At 41.0% G+C, this 17485-nt stretch carries 18 protein-coding genes and 1 pseudogene; 12 read left to right on the top strand and 7 right to left on the bottom strand.

Annotated elements, in window-relative coordinates:
• Positions 1-110: 110 nt before the first annotated feature.
• Complete coding sequence (locus MKL32_RS01905; protein WP_270900111.1) at positions 111-1031, bottom strand: Dyp-type peroxidase; 921 nt, start codon at positions 1029-1031, stop codon at positions 111-113.
• 158 nt (positions 1032-1189) lie between these two features.
• Here MKL32_RS01905 and MKL32_RS01900 point away from each other — a divergent pair, with 158 nt between their 5' ends.
• Positions 1190-1816: a LysE family transporter gene (locus MKL32_RS01900; RefSeq protein WP_004956574.1), complete on the top strand. Its 627-nt coding sequence runs from the start codon at positions 1190-1192 to the stop codon at positions 1814-1816.
• On the opposite strand, the gene znuB is transcribed toward MKL32_RS01900, so the two are convergent.
• The 3 genes from znuB to MKL32_RS01885 are packed head-to-tail and all read right to left on the bottom strand — an operon-like array spanning position 1813 to position 3893.
• The gene (gene znuB / locus MKL32_RS01895) at positions 1813-2631 is read right to left on the bottom strand and encodes a zinc ABC transporter permease subunit ZnuB (protein WP_004905559.1); all 819 of its coding nucleotides are present in this window, start codon (positions 2629-2631) and stop codon (positions 1813-1815) included. The two genes, MKL32_RS01900 and znuB, sit on opposite strands and share 4 nt — an antisense overlap.
• 3 nt (positions 2632-2634) lie before the next feature.
• Complete coding sequence (znuC, locus tag MKL32_RS01890) at positions 2635-3423, bottom strand: zinc ABC transporter ATP-binding protein ZnuC (RefSeq protein ID WP_270900110.1); 789 nt, start codon at positions 3421-3423, stop codon at positions 2635-2637.
• Entirely contained in the window at positions 3396-3893 is a 498-nt protein-coding gene (locus MKL32_RS01885; RefSeq protein ID WP_004905556.1) for a transcriptional repressor, read from the bottom strand. Before MKL32_RS01885 ends, znuC begins: the two co-directional genes overlap by 28 nt.
• Before the next feature lie 165 nt (positions 3894-4058).
• Here MKL32_RS01885 and MKL32_RS01880 point away from each other — a divergent pair, with 165 nt between their 5' ends.
• From MKL32_RS01880 to MKL32_RS01830, 11 genes are all read left to right on the top strand, one after another.
• Positions 4059-4898: a metal ABC transporter substrate-binding protein gene (locus MKL32_RS01880; protein WP_004905554.1), complete on the top strand. Its 840-nt coding sequence runs from the start codon at positions 4059-4061 to the stop codon at positions 4896-4898.
• A gap of 170 nt (positions 4899-5068) precedes the next feature.
• Positions 5069-5467 (top strand): ATP synthase subunit I, encoded by a 399-nt coding sequence (locus MKL32_RS01875; RefSeq protein ID WP_004956567.1) that lies wholly within the window; start codon positions 5069-5071, stop codon positions 5465-5467.
• A gap of 99 nt (positions 5468-5566) precedes the next feature.
• Positions 5567-6442: a F0F1 ATP synthase subunit A gene (gene atpB / locus MKL32_RS01870; protein ID WP_004905552.1), complete on the top strand. Its 876-nt coding sequence runs from the start codon at positions 5567-5569 to the stop codon at positions 6440-6442.
• A gap of 82 nt (positions 6443-6524) precedes the next feature.
• Complete coding sequence (gene atpE / locus MKL32_RS01865) at positions 6525-6770, top strand: F0F1 ATP synthase subunit C (protein ID WP_000424060.1); 246 nt, start codon at positions 6525-6527, stop codon at positions 6768-6770.
• Positions 6771-6809: 39 nt separating this feature from the next.
• Entirely contained in the window at positions 6810-7280 is a 471-nt protein-coding gene (locus tag MKL32_RS01860; protein ID WP_004905548.1) for a F0F1 ATP synthase subunit B, read from the top strand.
• 12 nt (positions 7281-7292) lie between these two features.
• A complete protein-coding gene (locus MKL32_RS01855) occupies positions 7293-7829 on the top strand; it encodes a F0F1 ATP synthase subunit delta (RefSeq protein WP_004905545.1) in 537 nt (178 codons plus the stop codon).
• A gap of 42 nt (positions 7830-7871) precedes the next feature.
• Entirely contained in the window at positions 7872-9416 is a 1545-nt protein-coding gene (gene atpA, locus MKL32_RS01850; RefSeq protein ID WP_004777723.1) for a F0F1 ATP synthase subunit alpha, read from the top strand.
• A 77-nt stretch (positions 9417-9493) separates the two neighbouring features.
• A complete protein-coding gene (atpG, locus tag MKL32_RS01845; protein WP_004905540.1) occupies positions 9494-10363 on the top strand; it encodes a F0F1 ATP synthase subunit gamma in 870 nt (289 codons plus the stop codon).
• 30 nt (positions 10364-10393) lie between these two features.
• Positions 10394-11788 (top strand): F0F1 ATP synthase subunit beta, encoded by a 1395-nt coding sequence (gene atpD, locus MKL32_RS01840; protein WP_004798063.1) that lies wholly within the window; start codon positions 10394-10396, stop codon positions 11786-11788.
• 17 nt (positions 11789-11805) lie between these two features.
• Complete coding sequence (locus tag MKL32_RS01835; protein WP_004905537.1) at positions 11806-12225, top strand: F0F1 ATP synthase subunit epsilon; 420 nt, start codon at positions 11806-11808, stop codon at positions 12223-12225.
• 324 nt (positions 12226-12549) lie between these two features.
• On the top strand, positions 12550-14727 hold the full coding sequence (locus tag MKL32_RS01830; RefSeq protein WP_125297936.1) for a hypothetical protein: 2178 nt from the start codon (positions 12550-12552) through the stop codon (positions 14725-14727).
• A gap of 65 nt (positions 14728-14792) precedes the next feature.
• Here the strand turns inward: MKL32_RS01830 and MKL32_RS01825 are convergent, their stop codons facing one another.
• The 3 genes and pseudogenes from MKL32_RS01825 to MKL32_RS01815 all read right to left on the bottom strand — a co-directional run bounded on the left by MKL32_RS01825 (position 14793) and on the right by MKL32_RS01815 (position 17466).
• Positions 14793-15338 carry a glutathione peroxidase gene (locus MKL32_RS01825; protein WP_004905532.1) on the bottom strand — a complete coding sequence of 182 codons (546 nt, stop codon included), beginning with the start codon at positions 15336-15338 and terminating at the stop codon, positions 14793-14795.
• Positions 15339-15456: 118 nt separating this feature from the next.
• Positions 15457-16230: a helix-turn-helix transcriptional regulator gene (locus tag MKL32_RS01820; protein ID WP_039048133.1), complete on the bottom strand. Its 774-nt coding sequence runs from the start codon at positions 16228-16230 to the stop codon at positions 15457-15459.
• Positions 16220-17466 (bottom strand): annotated as a pseudogene (locus tag MKL32_RS01815) (MFS transporter). Before MKL32_RS01815 ends, MKL32_RS01820 begins: the two are co-directional and overlap by 11 nt.
• Positions 17467-17485: the final 19 nt, after the last annotated feature.

Below are 17485 nucleotides of genomic sequence, written 5' to 3'. Positions count from 1 at the left end.
GAGTCCTTTATAGTTAAAGTGTTTGTTTGCACTCATATTTTAACTATTTAGACTCAGGTTTTTTTATTTAAAGCAAACTATGGGACAGTAGTGGCGTAACGCTCCTTTTTTTATGCTGTCAATATTTCCTCTAGAAGTTCATCACTAGGCGCAAAGTAATAGGCACCATCAACTGCTGTAGTGAAATGTAATAGGCGATCATGAATGCCATCACCAGCAGTTCCGAACATACGCTGTAACATTGCATCAATAATATTTAGATCATTGGTATAGGCGACGAAAAATAAACCTTGTTCACCTTTGCCATCACCATATGGCAAGCTGTGACGGAGGATTTCCATTTCTTCACCCTCATCGTCCTCCACGACTGTACGTGCAACATGAGAGTTTTCAGGTTTGACATCATCATTAAGTTCAATGGATTCTAATTTGGTACGACCAAATACTTGCTCTTGCGTATCGACTTTAAGTTGTTGCCATTTCGCTAAGTCGTGGACATAACGCTGAGCAAAAATAAAACTTCCATCCGCAAATTTGCCTGCTTGCTCAGGTAGCAGCGCAGCTTCAGCACGATCGTCAGGAAATTGAGGGTTTTCAGTGCCGTCAATAAACCCTGTCATATCACGTCCATCAAAAAATCTAAAGCAATGGCGTTCATCCAAGACTTCTACTTTGTCTTGAATACCTGCAAAGAAAGCTTGACTGATTGAGAAGCAAATATCAGCACGTGCACTTGCAATATGAATAAATACATCTGCTGGTACAACAGGCATATTAAATGCGCCACTTTGAGGGTCGAGTTGTTTAAAACCTTCTGGTGTTTCAGTGCTGAGTTGTGCCCACAACTCAGGACCAAACGCCACAGCAGTTTTAATTTGATCATTTGGATGTTGGGTGATGAGGCGGTCGCGAGTTGACAGGAGAGCTTCAATCTGTTGTTTTAATTCAGAAATTGTAAGATCTTTTAAGCGAAGCACGATAAAGCGTGCATGATCTGAAGGTAGTGGAAGAATTACAGATTGAGCAGTCATTAAAATCTCCTTAATTATTTTTTAATACAGCAAAAAACAATATTGTGCCTGATGATATAACTGTTTAATAGTTTATTTATTCTTTTTTACCTCATGAATTAGCAGAAAATTTCAGCAATAAAACAGTATAATTCCACTTTTATTTATCTCTTTTATATATGAGTTTCCATGTTTGGTTCGCCTTTATGTTGGCATGCTGGGTGATTAGTCTTTCTCCAGGGGCGGGGGCGATCGCTTCAATGTCGAGTGGTTTAAACTATGGCTTTAAGCATGGCTATTGGAATGCGATTGGCTTGCAGCTGGCTTTGATTATTCAAATTATGATTGTAGCCGCAGGGGTGGGAGTTCTTTTTGCGACGACACCGTGGGCGTTTCAGGTGGTGAAATGGTTTGGGGTCATTTATTTATTATATTTAGCTTATGTTCAGTGGACTGCCCCAGCTCAAAATATTGATATTCAAACCGAGCAGAAAAACACACCTGCTTTAGTACTGGTGTTTAAAGGATTTATCGTCAATATGAGTAATCCTAAAGCTATCGTTTTTTTGTTGGCTGTACTCCCGCAATTTTTAGATTTAAATCAACCGCAGTGGATACAATATGTGATCATGGCGATTACAATGGTCGTGATTGATTTGATGGTGATGGCAGCATACACAGGACTTGCATCAAAAATCTTGAGATTACTGCGTTCACCTCGACAGCAGAAATATTTAAATCGAAGTTTTGCGGTGATGTTTGGTTGTGCAGCTGCATTGTTGAGTGCTATTCAGCAAACGAGTTAATCTTTTGCTGAAGACACGCTAAGAGATTTAAATTTTTGTGTTGCGAAAATAGCTGCGAATGTCAGTGCCATACACAAAACGATGCTTAATCCTGTAGCAATATTTAATGCTGCACTTGACCATAATCCAACGGTCACTCCAAATTGAGCAAGCATAAATGCCCAAATCACCATTTGTTTAGGGGAGTGAGCCAGTAAGCGAGCACTCAATGCGGGAATGACCAGCAAAGCACCCATCAGTAGAGAGCCTACTGCGCGAAGTGCCAACACGGTAAATAAAGCGAGAAGCAACATAAAAACTAGACGTTGCCATTTAGCATTCACGCCTTCACTGATCGCAATGTCAGGATCAATAGAAATCTGAATTTGTGCGGACCATGAGCGATAAAGAACAACCAATGCTGCAGCGATAACAATCGCAAATAAAGGTAAATCAGCCCATTCGATACTCAACAGATCGCCAAATAAATAGCTTAATAGTTCAGGTCTTAAACTTGGTAAATGCTGTATTAGAAGTAGGCCTGAGCACAGTAATGTCGCTGAACACAATGCCAATAAGGCATCATTCGGCAATCTTGAATCATGTAGAACCCATAAAATAGCGACTAAGAGTCCTGCTAAACAACCAACACCTAACCAAAAAGGCAGTTGAAGCATTCCTGCTATAGCAACACCGAGTAATGTGCCATGCGCCATAGTGTCTGCAAAAAATGACATCCTGCGCCAAAGCATCAGACAACCTAAAGGTGCTGTAAGAAATACTAGCAATGTCCCCATGATCCAAGCAGGTAACAGTAACTCTAACCATTCCATCATCGCTTAGACCTTTGGTTCAGGGTGGATATGCGGACGAGGGTCATGCGTACAGGGTTCAACATGATCGCTATGCCCACAATGATTGTGGTGATGCTGATAAAACATGCGTTGAGTTCCAAAAATTGCTTGATACTCAGGATGCTGTTGAATGCTTTCAGGTAGTCCGCTACAACAAATGTGTTTATTGAGACAAACTACACGATGCGTACCTTGCATAACCCACTGTAAATCGTGAGAAACCATTAAAACAGCACAACCATAACGCTCTGGCAGACTACGTACGTATTCATACAGTTCGGCTTCTGATTGAATGTCTAAACCCTGCATGGGTTCGTCAAGAACCAAAATATCAGGTTGACGTAATAAGGCGCGAGCAAGGAGAACACGCTGACGTTCTCCTCCAGATAACTGCTGAACTTTAGATAATTGTAGTCTTGCAATCCCAGTGTCCTGAATAATTTCTTTGCGAAGATCACTTGCACATGCTTCTAGATCAAGTAAGTCTTGGACACGTAAGGGCAGGCTGCTAGACGGATTAAATTTTTGTGGGACATATGCCATTTTTAGCTTTTTAGCAAAAGTGACTTTGCCTGCGTTGGGTTGCATGATGCCAAGCAATACTTTGATCAACGTAGACTTACCAGCGCCATTCGGACCAATCAATGTGACGATTTCTTTTGCTTGTAAAGCAAAATTAACATTTCTAAGGATGTCTCGTTTATCTCGTTGAACCGAAATATTTTCAAGTTCAATCAATGAAGGGCTTATTGACGAGTGCTGCACTGATGACATTTTCCAGAGATTTCAATAATGCTGTGTTGCGCGATAAATTGATCAGATGCCGCCAATTGATCTAACTGTTGAATTAAGCCTTGAGCAGATGCTTCTTTTACAGAGTGGCATTCTGTACAAATCAAAAAAGCAGCTTGATGTCCTTCACGTGGATGGCAGCAAGGGATGTAAGCATTGATTGAGGTTAAACGATGGATTAAACCTTTCTCTAGCAGGAAATCTAATGTTCGATACACCGTCGGTGGTGCAGCAGGGCGATCAGCTTGACCTTTTATTTTTGCCAGCAGATCATAGGCGCCCATAGGGGCTGAGGCATTTAGAATGAGTTCAAGAACTTCTTTGCGTAAAGGTGTTAGTCGTGCGCCAACCGCAGTACATAAAAGCTCTGCTTCCGCAATTCTTGCTTTAATATCATGATGACCGTGGACACCGTGCAAAGCATTATCATGTTCATGTGAACAAGAACTCATAACTTGACCTCATTGTTTTGCACATATCATAACATGCAAATGATCTATAACTATCTATATCGTGATCTTGATGATTATGGTGACAAAGGGGGTAGAAAATAGACATATGCAATTTTTAACTTTTGTTATATTATAACATGCTTCGCTAAGTTGAGTACTACTGTAATGTCACGCCTTTTAATCTTTGTTTTCTTTTCAATGTTTAGTACATGGGGGTGGACTCAAAGTTTAGTGGTTTCGACACATCCAATTTATTTGATCGCTAAGGAAGTAACACAAGGAATTGAAGAACCTGTATTACTTTTAAATGATCAAACTGGACATGATGTTCAATTGACACCTGCTCACCGCAAAGCGATTCAGGATGCCTCTTTAGTGATATGGCTAGGCAAGGCACATGAAGCACCTTTAGAAAAGCTCTTAGGTCAAAATCGAAAAGCGATTGCTTTATTGGACTCAGGAATTTTAACGATACTTCCTCAGCGTAGTTTACGTGGAGCAGCTTTAGCGAATACGATGGATAGTCATGTTTGGTTGGAACCAAATAATGCAGTTCGTATCGCTTTCTTTATTGCGACTTTGCGATCACAGCAAAATCCAGAAAATAAAAATAAATATATGTCAAATGCAAAAAACTTTGCACAACAAATGCTACAGGCTTCGCAAATATACGAGAGTACTAATAAGGCAAAACCATATTGGTCTTATCATGATGCCTATCAATATTTAGAGCGGGCGCTGAATTTGAAGTTTGCTGGAGCATTAACTGATGATCCGCATATTGCGCCTACAGCTGCACAAATAAAGTACTTAAAAGATAGTCGACCAAAGTCAAAAATGTGCCTATTGGCTGAAACTTCGGCAAGTTCAAGCCAATATCAGAAGCTAAATCCCATTATCTTTGAATCAGTAGATGAAAGCATGAGAGGGGAGGATGATTTTGTGGTTGCTTGGAAAAAATTGGCTTCAAAAACCGATAAGTGCGTATTAAGTGCGCAAAAATGATGAAAAAAAATTAATTGAGTTGACTCTATCGTCAGAAAATATGGTAACGAAAAAAGCAGACTTAAGTCGAGAAAAGATTGCATGTTCAGGGGTGTAACTCTATAATGCCTGCGATTCGAAACGATCATCAATAAAACTTGTCAAGCAGTTACGCTGTAAGTGGGTAAAAAATGAGCCGAACTAGTCGCATGATTGACCGACGATTAGCAAAAGCTTTGGTCTTCTTACAAGCGTGTATGATTCCAGTGGCAGCTTTATTGGCTTGGCTGATTAAAGATACAACTGCTGCTTTAAGTGCTGCGCTTGGAGCTTTGGTCTGTTGGTTAGCACACTGTTATTTTGCTTGGCAGTCGTTCAGAACGGCAGGTGCCAGAGCATCAAAACAAGTCATGCTAAACATGTATCGAGGCATGCTTGGGAAGTTTGCGATTGTGATCGTTGGTTTTATATTAATTTTAAGCAATGTTAAACCGCTGTCACCGGTTGCATTGTTTAGTGGATTTATCCTCGTACAAGCGATGTCGTGGGTCGCGCCGTTTTGGGCGTCGCGTCTACAAAAACGTGGATAAAGCACATTTTGAGATTTTTGGAAGTAAAAACGAGATTATTGCAGTACGCATGGTTCGTTTAACTTCTTTTTAATGATTGACATTGACCAGGTGTGATTTATGGCTGCTGAAGAACATGCCCTGACTTCGACCGAGTATATCAAGCATCACTTGACCAATATGACCTATGGCAAAATGCCTGATGGTACATGGAAATTGGCTGAGACTGCTGAAGAAGCTCAATCGATGGGGTTCACTGCAATTCACTTGGATTCAATGGGTTGGTCTATCGGACTTGGTGTTATTTTCTGTTTGTTGTTCTGGACAGTTGCGAAAGCTGCGAATGCAGGTGTACCAACTAAATTCCAATCAGCGATCGAGATGATCATTGAGTTTGTTGACTCAAGTGTTCGTGATACTTTCCACGGCAAATCACGTTTAATTGCTCCACTTTCATTGACCATTTTCGTGTGGATTTTCCTCATGAACGCAATGGACTTGATTCCTGTAGACTGGATTCCTTATCTAGCTCAACAGATTGGTGCAAGTGTATTTGGTATGGACCCTCACCACGTTTATTTCAAGGTTGTTCCATCTACTGACCCGAACATTACTTTAGGTATGTCATTGTCGGTATTTGTGTTGATCTTGTTCTACAGCATCCGTGAAAAAGGTGTTGGAGGATTCGTTGGCGAGTTGGCACTTAACCCGTTTAATCCAAGTAACCCAGTTGCAAAAGCGTTATTGATTCCAGTGAACTTGATTTTGGAATTAGTAACTTTCCTTGCTCGTCCAGTTTCGTTGGCTCTACGACTGTTCGGTAACATGTATGCAGGTGAGTTAATCTTCATCTTAATCGCGTTATTACCGTTCTGGATCCAGTGGGCGTTATCTGTGCCTTGGGCTATCTTCCACATTCTTGTAATCACGCTGCAAGCATTTATCTTTATGATGCTGACCATCGTTTACTTGAGCATGGCAAGCGAAAAGCATTAATGGTATTGCCTAACTATCACCTGATGGTTGGGCTTAAATTTTAGTTTAATTTGGTAATAACCTAACCTCTGAGGAATTTTTCATGGAACTCACTTTAGGTCTAGTTGCAATTGCATCTGCTATCTTGATCGCTTTCGGTGCTTTAGGTACTGCGATTGGTTTTGGTCTTTTAGGTGGTCGCTTCTTAGAAGCTGTTGCTCGTCAACCAGAATTGGCTCCACAACTTCAAACTCGTATGTTCTTAATCGCGGGTCTTCTTGATGCTGTGCCTATGATCGGTGTTGGTATTGGCTTGTTCTTCATCTTCGCTAATCCATTTGTAGGTTAATAGCTTAATTCCTAAATCCACATATTGAGGAATAGCGAAATGAATATCAACCTCACATTGATTGGTCAAGCAATTGCATTTGCGATGTTCGTCGCATTCTGCATGAAGTTTGTTTGGCCACCACTAATCAATGCGATTAGTGAGCGTCAGCGTAAAATCGCTGATGGCTTAAACGCTGCTGAAAAAGCTAAAGCTGACCTTGCTGATGCGCAAGCACAAGTTAAGGCAGAGTTAGATGCAGCGAAAGCACAAGCGGCTCAATTGATCGAACAAGCGAACCGTCGTGCAGCACAATTGGTAGAAGAAGCGCGTACCCAGGCTGCGGCTGAAGGTGAGCGTATTCGTCAACAGGCGAAAGAAACTGTTGATCAAGACATCAATGCTGCTCGCGAAGAATTACGTCAACAAGTTGCTGCTTTGGCAGTTGCTGGCGCAGAAAAAATTCTGAACCAACAAGTTGACGCAGAAGCTCATAATGCCATGCTGACTCAGCTGGCTGCTAAACTATAAGCGAGGCGAAATATGGCTGAACTCTTGACGTTAGCACGCCCGTACGCCAAAGCAGCATTTGCTTATGCATCTGAGCAGAATGCAACTGACGCTTGGTCAAATGCGTTACAACTGCTCAGTGCTGCGGTGCAAGACGAAGCATTTTCCGCTTATTTAAATCGCCCTGAGCTGACTCCTGCGGAACAAGTAGGTCTTTTTGCGAAAGTTTTAGGTGAAGATCAATCTCAATCAGTGTCTAACTTTTTGACACTTCTTGCAGATAACGATCGTTTAGTTTTATTGCCTGAAATTGCTGCAGAATACGAATTACTTAAATCGCAGAACAACAACACGTTGGAAGTGGAGATTGAATCTGCTTTTCCAATGGATGCGACACAAGAGCATATCTTAGCTCATGCGCTTGAAAAACGTTTTAACAGAACTGTACATGTGACTGTTAGCGTTAATCCAGCGTTAATCGCAGGTGTTGTGATTCGTGCAGGCGACCAAGTGATAGATGACTCTGCGCTTAACAAGCTTGAAAAAATGCGGACTCGTCTTCTTGCGTAACAGCAAAAAGACTGAACTTAAAAAAGATTGAGGAATAGCGCAATGCAACAACTGAATCCATCCGAGATCAGTGCGCTCATTAAACAGCGTATCGGCGATCTGGACACCAGCGCGACCGCTAAGAATGAAGGTACCATCGTCATGGTATCTGACGGTATCGTGCGTATTCACGGTCTTGCGGATGCAATGTACGGTGAAATGATCGAATTCGACGGCGGCTTATTTGGTATGGCACTGAACCTAGAACAGGATTCAGTGGGTGCCGTTGTTTTAGGTAACTACCTAAGCCTTCAAGAAGGTCAAAAAGCTCGTTGTACAGGTCGTGTATTAGAAGTTCCGGTAGGTCCTGAACTTCTTGGCCGTGTCGTAGACGCTTTGGGTAATCCAATTGATGGTAAAGGCCCTATTGATGCAAAACTAACTGATGCTGTTGAAAAAGTAGCACCAGGTGTAATTTGGCGTCAATCTGTCGACGAACCTGTTCAAACTGGTTATAAATCAGTTGATACCATGATCCCTGTAGGTCGTGGTCAGCGTGAGTTGATCATTGGTGACCGTCAAACTGGTAAAACAGCAATGGCGATCGATGCGATCATCGCTCAGAAAAACTCTGGCATTAAATGTGTATACGTTGCGATTGGTCAAAAACAATCAACAATTGCAAACGTTGTACGTAAGCTAGAAGAAACTGGCGCTATGGCGTATACAACTGTTGTCGCAGCTGCGGCAGCTGATCCTGCAGCTATGCAGTATTTAGCTCCGTACTCAGGCTGTACAATGGGTGAATACTTCCGTGACCGCGGTGAAGATGCGTTAATTATTTATGATGATTTGTCTAAGCAAGCTGTTGCTTACCGTCAAATTTCATTATTATTACGTCGTCCACCAGGTCGTGAAGCGTATCCAGGTGACGTATTCTATCTTCACTCACGTCTTCTTGAGCGTGCTTCGCGCGTTTCAGCTGACTACGTTGAGAAGTTCACGAACGGTGCAGTAACTGGTCAAACTGGTTCTTTAACTGCGTTACCGATCATTGAAACTCAAGCGGGTGACGTATCTGCATTCGTACCAACGAACGTAATTTCGATTACTGACGGTCAGATCTTCTTAGAAACATCATTATTCAACGCAGGTATTCGTCCTGCAGTGAACGCGGGTATCTCTGTATCGCGTGTTGGTGGTTCTGCTCAAACTAAGATCATCAAAAAATTGTCTGGTGGTATCCGTACTGCTTTAGCACAATACCGTGAATTGGCTGCGTTTGCTCAGTTCGCTTCTGATCTTGATGAAGCAACTCGTAAGCAACTTGAGCATGGTCAACGTGTAACTGAGTTAATGAAGCAGAAACAATATGCTCCTTACTCAATTGCTGACCAAGCTGTATCTGTTTATGCATCTAACGAAGGCTACATGGCTGACGTTGAAGTGAAGAAAATCGTAGACTTTGATGCTGCGTTGATTGCTTACTTCCGTTCAGAACATGCTGCGTTAATGCAACAGATCGATGAAACTGGTGATTATAACAAAGACATCGAAGCAGCATTCAAAGCAGGTATTGAGAGCTTCAAAGCGACTCAAACTTACTAAGTTTATCTTTAGTTAAGTTTGGTTCACGGATCAACCTTCGGAAGCTCGAAAGAGCTTTCGAATACTAGGTTAAGCGTATGGCAAATTTAAAAGAAATTCGCGCCAAAGTAGCTAGTATCAAAAGCACGCAGAAAATTACTCGCGCGATGCAAATGGTAGCTGCTTCTAAAATGCGTCGTGCGCAAGAGCGCATGGCTCAAGGCCGTCCGTATGCCGATAATATGCGCCGTGTAATTGCTCACTTAGTTCAAGCAAATCCTGAATATAAACACCGTTATATGGTTGATCGCCCTGTTAAGCGCGTTGGCTATATCGTGGTGTCTTCAGATCGTGGCTTGGCAGGTGGCTTGAACATTAACTTGTTCAAGAAAGTTGTGCAGCATGTCAAAGCACAACAAGAGCAGTCAATTGAAGTTGAATTTGCTTTGATTGGTCAAAAAGCGGTTTCGTTTTTTAAGAATTACGGCGGTAAAGTGCTTGGTGCAACGACCCAACTTGGCGACGCGCCGAGTTTGGAGCAGTTAACTGGCTCTGTACAAGTTATGCTTGATGCATTTGATAAAGGCGAATTAGATCGTATCTACCTCGTTTCAAATGGTTTCGTCAATGCGATGACCCAACAGCCTAAAGTAGAACAACTTGTTCCTTTAGCACCAGCGCAAGCAGGCGATGATCTCAACCGTACTTATGGTTGGGACTATATCTACGAACCAGAAGCAGAAGAATTGTTAAATGGTTTGTTGGTTCGCTACATCGAGTCTATGGTTTATCAAGGTGTGATTGAAAACGTTGCATGTGAGCAGTCTGCTCGTATGGTCGCAATGAAAGCAGCGACAGACAACGCAGGCCAATTGATTAAAGACCTACAACTCATTTACAACAAGCTGCGTCAAGCCGCGATTACTCAGGAAATTTCCGAGATCGTTGGCGGTGCCGCTGCCGTTTAACATTATTAAGTTTGAATTGAGGAGACAGCAATGAGTAGCGGTCGTATCATTCAGATCATCGGCGCGGTTATCGACGTCGAGTTTGAGCGCAATAGCGTTCCTAAGATCTATGACGCTCTCCAAGTTGACGGTACTGAAACTACTTTAGAAGTTCAGCAACAGCTTGGCGATGGTGTTGTTCGTACCATCGCAATGGGTTCTACAGAAGGTCTTAAACGTGGCCTTAATGTAACTAGCACAAATGCACCGATTTCTGTTCCAGTGGGTCCTGCTACGCTTGGTCGTATCATGGATGTATTGGGTCGCCCTATCGATGAAGCAGGTCCTGTAGCGACTGAAGAACGTTTGCCGATTCACCGTCAAGCACCTTCTTATGCTGAACAAGCAGCTTCTACTGATCTTTTAGAAACTGGTATTAAAGTAATTGACTTACTTTGCCCGTTCGCGAAAGGTGGTAAAGTTGGTTTATTCGGTGGTGCGGGTGTTGGTAAAACCGTTAACATGATGGAGTTGATCAACAACATCGCGAAAGCACACTCAGGTTTATCTGTGTTTGCTGGTGTTGGTGAGCGTACTCGTGAAGGTAACGACTTCTATCACGAAATGAAAGATTCTAACGTTCTTGACAAAGTAGCAATGGTCTACGGTCAGATGAACGAGCCACCAGGTAACCGTTTACGCGTAGCGTTAACTGGTTTGACTATGGCTGAATACTTCCGTGATGAAAAAGACGAAAATGGTAAAGGTCGTGACGTATTATTATTCGTCGACAACATCTACCGTTATACACTTGCGGGTACTGAAGTATCAGCATTGTTAGGTCGTATGCCATCTGCGGTAGGTTACCAACCGACACTTGCAGAAGAAATGGGTGTTCTTCAAGAGCGTATTACGTCTACTAAGTCTGGTTCGATCACATCGATCCAAGCTGTATACGTACCTGCGGATGACTTGACTGACCCATCACCTGCAACAACGTTTGCTCACTTAGATGCAACAGTAGTATTGAGCCGTGACATCGCATCTTCTGGTATTTATCCAGCGATCGATCCACTTGACTCAACTTCACGTCAGTTAGATCCATTGGTTGTTGGTCAAGAGCATTATGAAATTGCACGTTCTGTACAGAACGTATTGCAACGTTATAAAGAGCTTAAAGACATTATCGCAATCTTGGGTATGGATGAATTAGCTGAAGAAGATAAATTGGTTGTTTACCGTGCGCGTAAAATCCAACGTTTCTTCTCTCAACCATTCCACGTAGCTGAAGTATTTACTGGTGCTCCTGGTAAATTAGTACCGCTTAAAGAAACTATTCGTGGCTTTAAAGGTCTATTAGCTGGTGAATACGATCACATCCCAGAACAAGCGTTCTATATGGTTGGTGGTATTGACGAAGTGATTGCTAAAGCTGAGAAACTCTAATTTAAGGAGATCATCTCATGGCGACTATGCAATGTGATGTCGTAAGTGTTAAAGAGTCTATTTACTCTGGACAAGTTACGATGTTAATCGCAAAAGGTGCGGGTGGTGAGTTAGGTATTTTACCTGGACATGCACCACTTGTAACTTTACTCCAACCTGGACCGATTCGTGTTCAGTTGGAAAATGGTACGGAAGAAATTGTTTACGTATCTGGCGGTGTGTTAGAAGTTCAACCTCATGTTGTTACGGTACTTGCAGATAGTGCAATCCGTGCAGACAACTTGGATGAAGCTGCAATTATGGAAGCTCGTAAACAAGCTGAACAATTGCTAGCAAATCAAAAGAGTGATTTGGATTCTGCTGCTGCACTTGCTGCGTTGGCTGAAACAGCTGCTCAGCTTGAAACGATCCGTAAAATCAAGAATCGTGCAATGTAATTGCAGATTTAAGATTGAAAAAGCCACCGTCAGGTGGCTTTTTTATTTGGATTGGCTTTATGAATCTGACAATTATCACAATTGCCTTTATAAAAAGGTTCAGTAGCAATACGATCAAGAATAGATATTCTTAAAGATATAAGAAAATAATGCTTAGTTTATTTAAACTTTTTTTATTTGGTAATCTGTGCGTGAAGCATAAATTAAGGATATATTTAACAATCTAGCAACTCGCTTAACAATAGTGATCGGAAGTAAGAGCTTGCTGATTTTTCTATATTTGCAATAACGAATAGATCTTATAAAAATTCAATTAGGAAGTATATGTTACCGAGTAATGTCTTAAAGTTGCGTTTAGATCGCATCGAACAACAAGGGCATCATTTATCTGTCAAAGACCAATTGAAGCTGGTAACGCTCACCCAACCTGATTTAACTGCAAATATTTACACACAAATATTTAATCTTACTTTACCCAAGATTTGGAATTTTCGTCATTCCACCAAAGAAGATATTCATTGTGCTTTACGTTTAATTCAATTAATTACAGAGACCTTTATTCCTGCTTATAAGTTCCATGCACAAAAAAATGCATGGCTAGAGCAGTGTTTAGCATTTCGTTTGCAATATTCAGAAGAAAAAGTTAGCTCAAATGAAATTCAAACGATTTTGTTGCAGTTATCAGAGTGCAAAGACGGTGAATTAAAACGGAGTGTTTTGAAACAACTGTGTGATGAATACGATATTATTGAAATCAAATTGAATCTTGCGAAGTTGTATGTACGTTTGGAAAATTGGCATGCAGCTATAGAAATATATGATCGTGTATTTCAGCAACAACCTACACAGCATGAAGATATTCACTACGATTACATTCAAAGTCTGTTAAATCGTAATCATTATTCGAATGAACATGGTCATGGTGATATCGTTGAAGCTTTGGATCGACTAGGAAATCTTGATCAGATTCAACAGCAAAAACTACACGATGAACTGACACGACGAGCTGTAGGCTTATTATTGCCTGAGAATCTCGACTCGCATATTGTGCAATCTCCAAAACCATTTATACATCTTCAGCATAAGCTAAAATTCGTTGGATATTCTTTAAATCATTGGCTATCGGCTGATGAGTTTGTTGTACCTTATTATAAAAATAGAATTGAACAAGCACCTAAATTGCTTAATAACCAAGAGGTGGTTATGCATTTAGATCGCCATAAAGCAGCAAATGCAGCACTACAGAAAATATTAACTGGGCGAGATTTAAAATTTGTTAGTGGGATTAACGCTGCTAATCATAGCTTAGGATTTATTTGGAATTATTTTCATATCAATCCTTTGGTTTTAGATGCGCTTGTCACTGCTTCAAAGGGTGATCCAGAAGCATTTTATAATTTAAAACAGATTCCAGCACCTGATTATAATCATGATGCTGCTATGCAGCAGATATCATCTTATTTGGCTAAACAACAAGTAGCATATAACTTGAGCCAACAGGGACATAGCATTGAGTTTGTAGAGCATTCACATTTAGCTGGATTTGACCTTATTGTGGATGGTACACCGATGCAGGTTAAATGCACGCTTGATACTGAAAAAGTCGAAAAATTTGCGCAGAGCTATCCACATATTGCAATCATCGTGAATATTGAACTGGCTCATTTGCAAGAAAAATACCCATCGGTTTTTGCTGATTTAGCACTTAGTTATGAGTCGGTCCAACGCACTGCTCAGCAAAGCTTACAGCAAGTCGTTGGACGTGAGGATTTTTTACCAATTCCTTTAATGAATACGGGTTTTGCCGTCTATCGTAATTTTAATAAAGTACAAACTAGACAAACAGTACGCCCTTTTCTGCAATACAAATCGTCTAACTCTACTATGAAAAATGGTTTGGCTTTAGGAGCAGCAATTGGTGGGATGGTCTCAGGTTCGATCGGTGCTTTTTTTGTTGGAGGACTGGCAATTTATCGAACTTGGCGTGTTCAGAATAAAGAACAAACCAAATCGGATCATGAGAAACAACAAATCATAGCGCAAAGAAACCAAGTCATGGATTTGTTGATTGATTTTGCGGAATGGTTTACTCACGACCTACTCAAGTATCGGATTGATTTATATGCCTACCAACTCAGACAAATTGAAATGAAGCTGATGGGACAGATACCTGAGCTGTCTCTTTCTACTTTGCTGTTTGCCTATAAGTTTGAAGCGCATCATCGAGCGTTAAAGTTGTATGAATGGATGCAGCAACAATTGACACATGACAATCCCAAACGCAAAGTGCAAGCAGGCTGGGTGGCATTAGCACAATCAGATCAGTTTATGTCGATTGAGTTGAAGCAACGTCTTAATCAATTGAATACTGTATTAGATCAATATAAAAAGATGACTCAAATGGGGCATGATTTTCCAAATCTAAGCAAGCAGAAAACTAATACTTCAGTTTCTATGCCATCGTATCAGATACAACCCATCAAAATGAGTTATGAGATTTGATGCTGGCGTAATCCTAATTACTCATCATAAAAAAGAGCGCTCTCAAGCGCTCTTTTTTATGTATTTTATTTTGCTAATTCAGCTTCAATTGCATTTACGATGCGTTCATCATCCGCTGTAATATCTGGTGCAAAACGCGCCACAATTTCACCTTTTTTATTTACCAAGAATTTTTCAAAATTCCATAAAACTTCAGGCGGATTGTTTGGCGTTAAACCATAATCAACTAAATCTTTCCACCAAGGACCTTCACCAATACGTTCAGGGATTGCTTGAGTTAGTGTTTGATAGAGTGGATGTTTGTCATCGCCAGCAACAGAGATTTTTGCAAATAAAGGGAAATGAACATCGTAATTTAATGAACAGAATTGCTGAATTTCATCATTACTGCCAGGTTCTTGCTCTAAGAAGTTATTTGCTGGAAAACCTAAGATTTCTAAACCTTGATCTTTCTTCGCTTGGTACAGTTTTTCCAAACCTTCATATTGGGGTGTTAAGCCGCATTTAGATGCGACATTGACGATTAAAAGTACTTTACCTTGGTATTGTTCAAGGTCGACTTCCTGACCTTTGATATCCTTAACAGGAATGTGATAAACCGATTGGCTCATGGAATACGTCCTAATTTGTTGTTGTGACAAGACTTGTTTGTTTTAACTGCTTATTTATCAGAGTGCAATCTTATTCATAGTAATCAATACAAATAATGAGCAAAAGAAGAAAGCTGAATTAGGTAGATGCATTTTTGAGTTGAATAGGTGTTTGTCCCGTATAGCGTTTAAAAAATTCGATAAAACTTGAGCTGTGTTGATAACCCAGAGAAAACGCAAGTTGTTTAATGGTCATCCCTTGGCGAATTTGATTGATCGCATAGATGATCTTAGCTCGATTGCGCCATTCTGCTAAAGATAGCTGTAACTCTTGTTGGCTGAGGCGAAACAGATGACGTTCACTGAATGTAAAGTGCTGTAAGATCTGTTGTAGGCTCATATGAAATAATTCAGGATTCGCAAGTTGATCGAGGATCGGAGCTAAGGTTGGATGCGTGCTTTGCGGCAAATAATGTGTATACGCTGGGGCTTTCTTTAGTTGATCGAATAACACTTGTAATAAATGTTCAAGATATTCAGGCGCAGGATTTTGCTTTTGTTGCTCTAGAATTTGAATGACCAAAGAGCGAAAAAAAGGTTGAATACTAAAACAGCGGCAGACATCGCCTAATGCATCTCCGAAACGAGGATGAAGTCGGATGCAAATATAATGAATTTCATGTTCAACAGGCAGTGATTGGTGTTCTGTGCGTGGTGGTAGCCATAGCCCATAGCTTGGCGGTGATAAATAATATTTTCCTTCAATATCAAACTCTAGTGTTCCATTTAAACTAAAATTAAAGTCACCCCAAAGTGAAGAGTGAGGACTAACAACGTCATTCTTTTGATAGAGAAATTCATGCACCTCTATACCAGTTAAGAATGGAAATTGTTGGGTACCGTCAAACTTCATTTGGATTCTCAACTTTTTTATTTTCACAAGTGACTTTGGGATTATTTAAGCCTTTGGCTAAAGTAAAAATGCTAATCAAGGCTAAAGCCACAAAGCTAATTACACCATAAATTAAGATATTTTCATTGAAGTGATCAACGACATAACCGCCTAATAATGAGCCAACAGCAATCATGACTTGGAACATGCCAACAAATAGAGGCATTCCTTTTTCAACAGCATTGGGTGCATGAACAAACATCCAAATATTCGCGGAAGTTGGAAAAGCTCCAAAGGCAAAACCCCAAAGTGCGGTGAGGATGACAGCACCCAGTTCATGCACTGCAAATATTGGGAAGCCAAAGAACACAATTGCAAAGCAGAAACCAACAAAAGCAAGCGTATAGCGAACATTTAAATTGCCACTATAACCTGCGAATGCATTCCCAAATACACCAGCAATTCCATAAAGTAAAAGGAGAGAACTGATGGTGGTGCCATCAAAACCTGCGATATTTTTAAAGAAGGGGCTAAATAACTATAGGCACAGAAATGTGCTAAACCAATCAAGAGTACAATCAACATGCCACTACGTGCTTTGGGTATTCTTAACAGCGCAGGAAGATCACGCAGGTGAATAGCAGATTCAGGATTTAATTTGGGTAAGAAGATGATTTGTAATAAGAGGACGATTAAGCCAATCGCTGCCGTTATTCCAAATGCGCTCCGCCATCCGTAGAACTCGCTGAGCCATGTGCCTATAGGAACGCCTAATACCGTTGCAAAGGTTACACCTGCCATGACGACTGCGGTTGCCTTAGCGATGGGCAGATGAGCAGGAGCAAGTTTGCCACTCAAAGCAATTGCTGTTGCCCAAAAGCCTCCAATTGCAATTCCTAATACTAACCGACTCAGTAAGAGGATATTAAAACGCTCAGCAAATGCAGTAATGGTATTTGCTATCACCATGATCGCAGTCAGTAGAATTAAGACATAACGACGATCTAGTTGTTTCACTGATATCGGGAGAAGGGGTGCTGCAAATGCTGCCATGACGCCTGGTAGAGTGATAATCAAACCCGCTGTGCCAATAGAAATATTCAAATCAGCTGCAACACTGTTGAGTACACCTACAGGGAGAAATTCACTGGTCACCAGTGCAAAAGCGCCGATCGCGACTGCGAGAATCGCATACCAACTCCCTTGATTTTTCGTTGATGATGCGCCACTAGATTCGGGAGAGTAAGAGTTTTCCATATAAAATTCCTTTATTGTT

The sequence above is a fragment of the Acinetobacter sp. AOR34_HL genome, from assembly GCF_027854795.1.
GTDB classification, from domain to species: Bacteria; Pseudomonadota; Gammaproteobacteria; order Pseudomonadales; family Moraxellaceae; genus Acinetobacter; species Acinetobacter junii.
The sequence above is the reverse complement of the archived record's forward strand: the minus strand, read 5'-3'. Positions and strand labels throughout refer to the sequence as shown.

Coding starts and splice junctions, on each gene's coding strand:
- MKL32_RS01905 (WP_270900111.1), bottom strand. CDS start 1,031: ATGACTGCTCAATCTGTAATTCTTCCACTACCTTCAGATCATGCACGC.
- MKL32_RS01900 (WP_004956574.1), top strand. CDS start 1,190: ATGAGTTTCCATGTTTGGTTCGCCTTTATGTTGGCATGCTGGGTGATT.
- znuB (WP_004905559.1), bottom strand. CDS start 2,631: ATGATGGAATGGTTAGAGTTACTGTTACCTGCTTGGATCATGGGGACA.
- znuC (WP_270900110.1), bottom strand. CDS start 3,423: ATGTCATCAGTGCAGCACTCGTCAATAAGCCCTTCATTGATTGAACTT.
- MKL32_RS01885 (WP_004905556.1), bottom strand. CDS start 3,893: ATGAGTTCTTGTTCACATGAACATGATAATGCTTTGCACGGTGTCCAC.
- MKL32_RS01880 (WP_004905554.1), top strand. CDS start 4,059: ATGTCACGCCTTTTAATCTTTGTTTTCTTTTCAATGTTTAGTACATGG.
- MKL32_RS01875 (WP_004956567.1), top strand. CDS start 5,069: ATGAGCCGAACTAGTCGCATGATTGACCGACGATTAGCAAAAGCTTTG.
- atpB (WP_004905552.1), top strand. CDS start 5,567: ATGGCTGCTGAAGAACATGCCCTGACTTCGACCGAGTATATCAAGCAT.
- atpE (WP_000424060.1), top strand. CDS start 6,525: ATGGAACTCACTTTAGGTCTAGTTGCAATTGCATCTGCTATCTTGATC.
- MKL32_RS01860 (WP_004905548.1), top strand. CDS start 6,810: ATGAATATCAACCTCACATTGATTGGTCAAGCAATTGCATTTGCGATG.
- MKL32_RS01855 (WP_004905545.1), top strand. CDS start 7,293: ATGGCTGAACTCTTGACGTTAGCACGCCCGTACGCCAAAGCAGCATTT.
- atpA (WP_004777723.1), top strand. CDS start 7,872: ATGCAACAACTGAATCCATCCGAGATCAGTGCGCTCATTAAACAGCGT.
- atpG (WP_004905540.1), top strand. CDS start 9,494: ATGGCAAATTTAAAAGAAATTCGCGCCAAAGTAGCTAGTATCAAAAGC.
- atpD (WP_004798063.1), top strand. CDS start 10,394: ATGAGTAGCGGTCGTATCATTCAGATCATCGGCGCGGTTATCGACGTC.
- MKL32_RS01835 (WP_004905537.1), top strand. CDS start 11,806: ATGGCGACTATGCAATGTGATGTCGTAAGTGTTAAAGAGTCTATTTAC.
- MKL32_RS01830 (WP_125297936.1), top strand. CDS start 12,550: ATGTTACCGAGTAATGTCTTAAAGTTGCGTTTAGATCGCATCGAACAA.
- MKL32_RS01825 (WP_004905532.1), bottom strand. CDS start 15,338: ATGAGCCAATCGGTTTATCACATTCCTGTTAAGGATATCAAAGGTCAG.
- MKL32_RS01820 (WP_039048133.1), bottom strand. CDS start 16,230: ATGAAGTTTGACGGTACCCAACAATTTCCATTCTTAACTGGTATAGAG.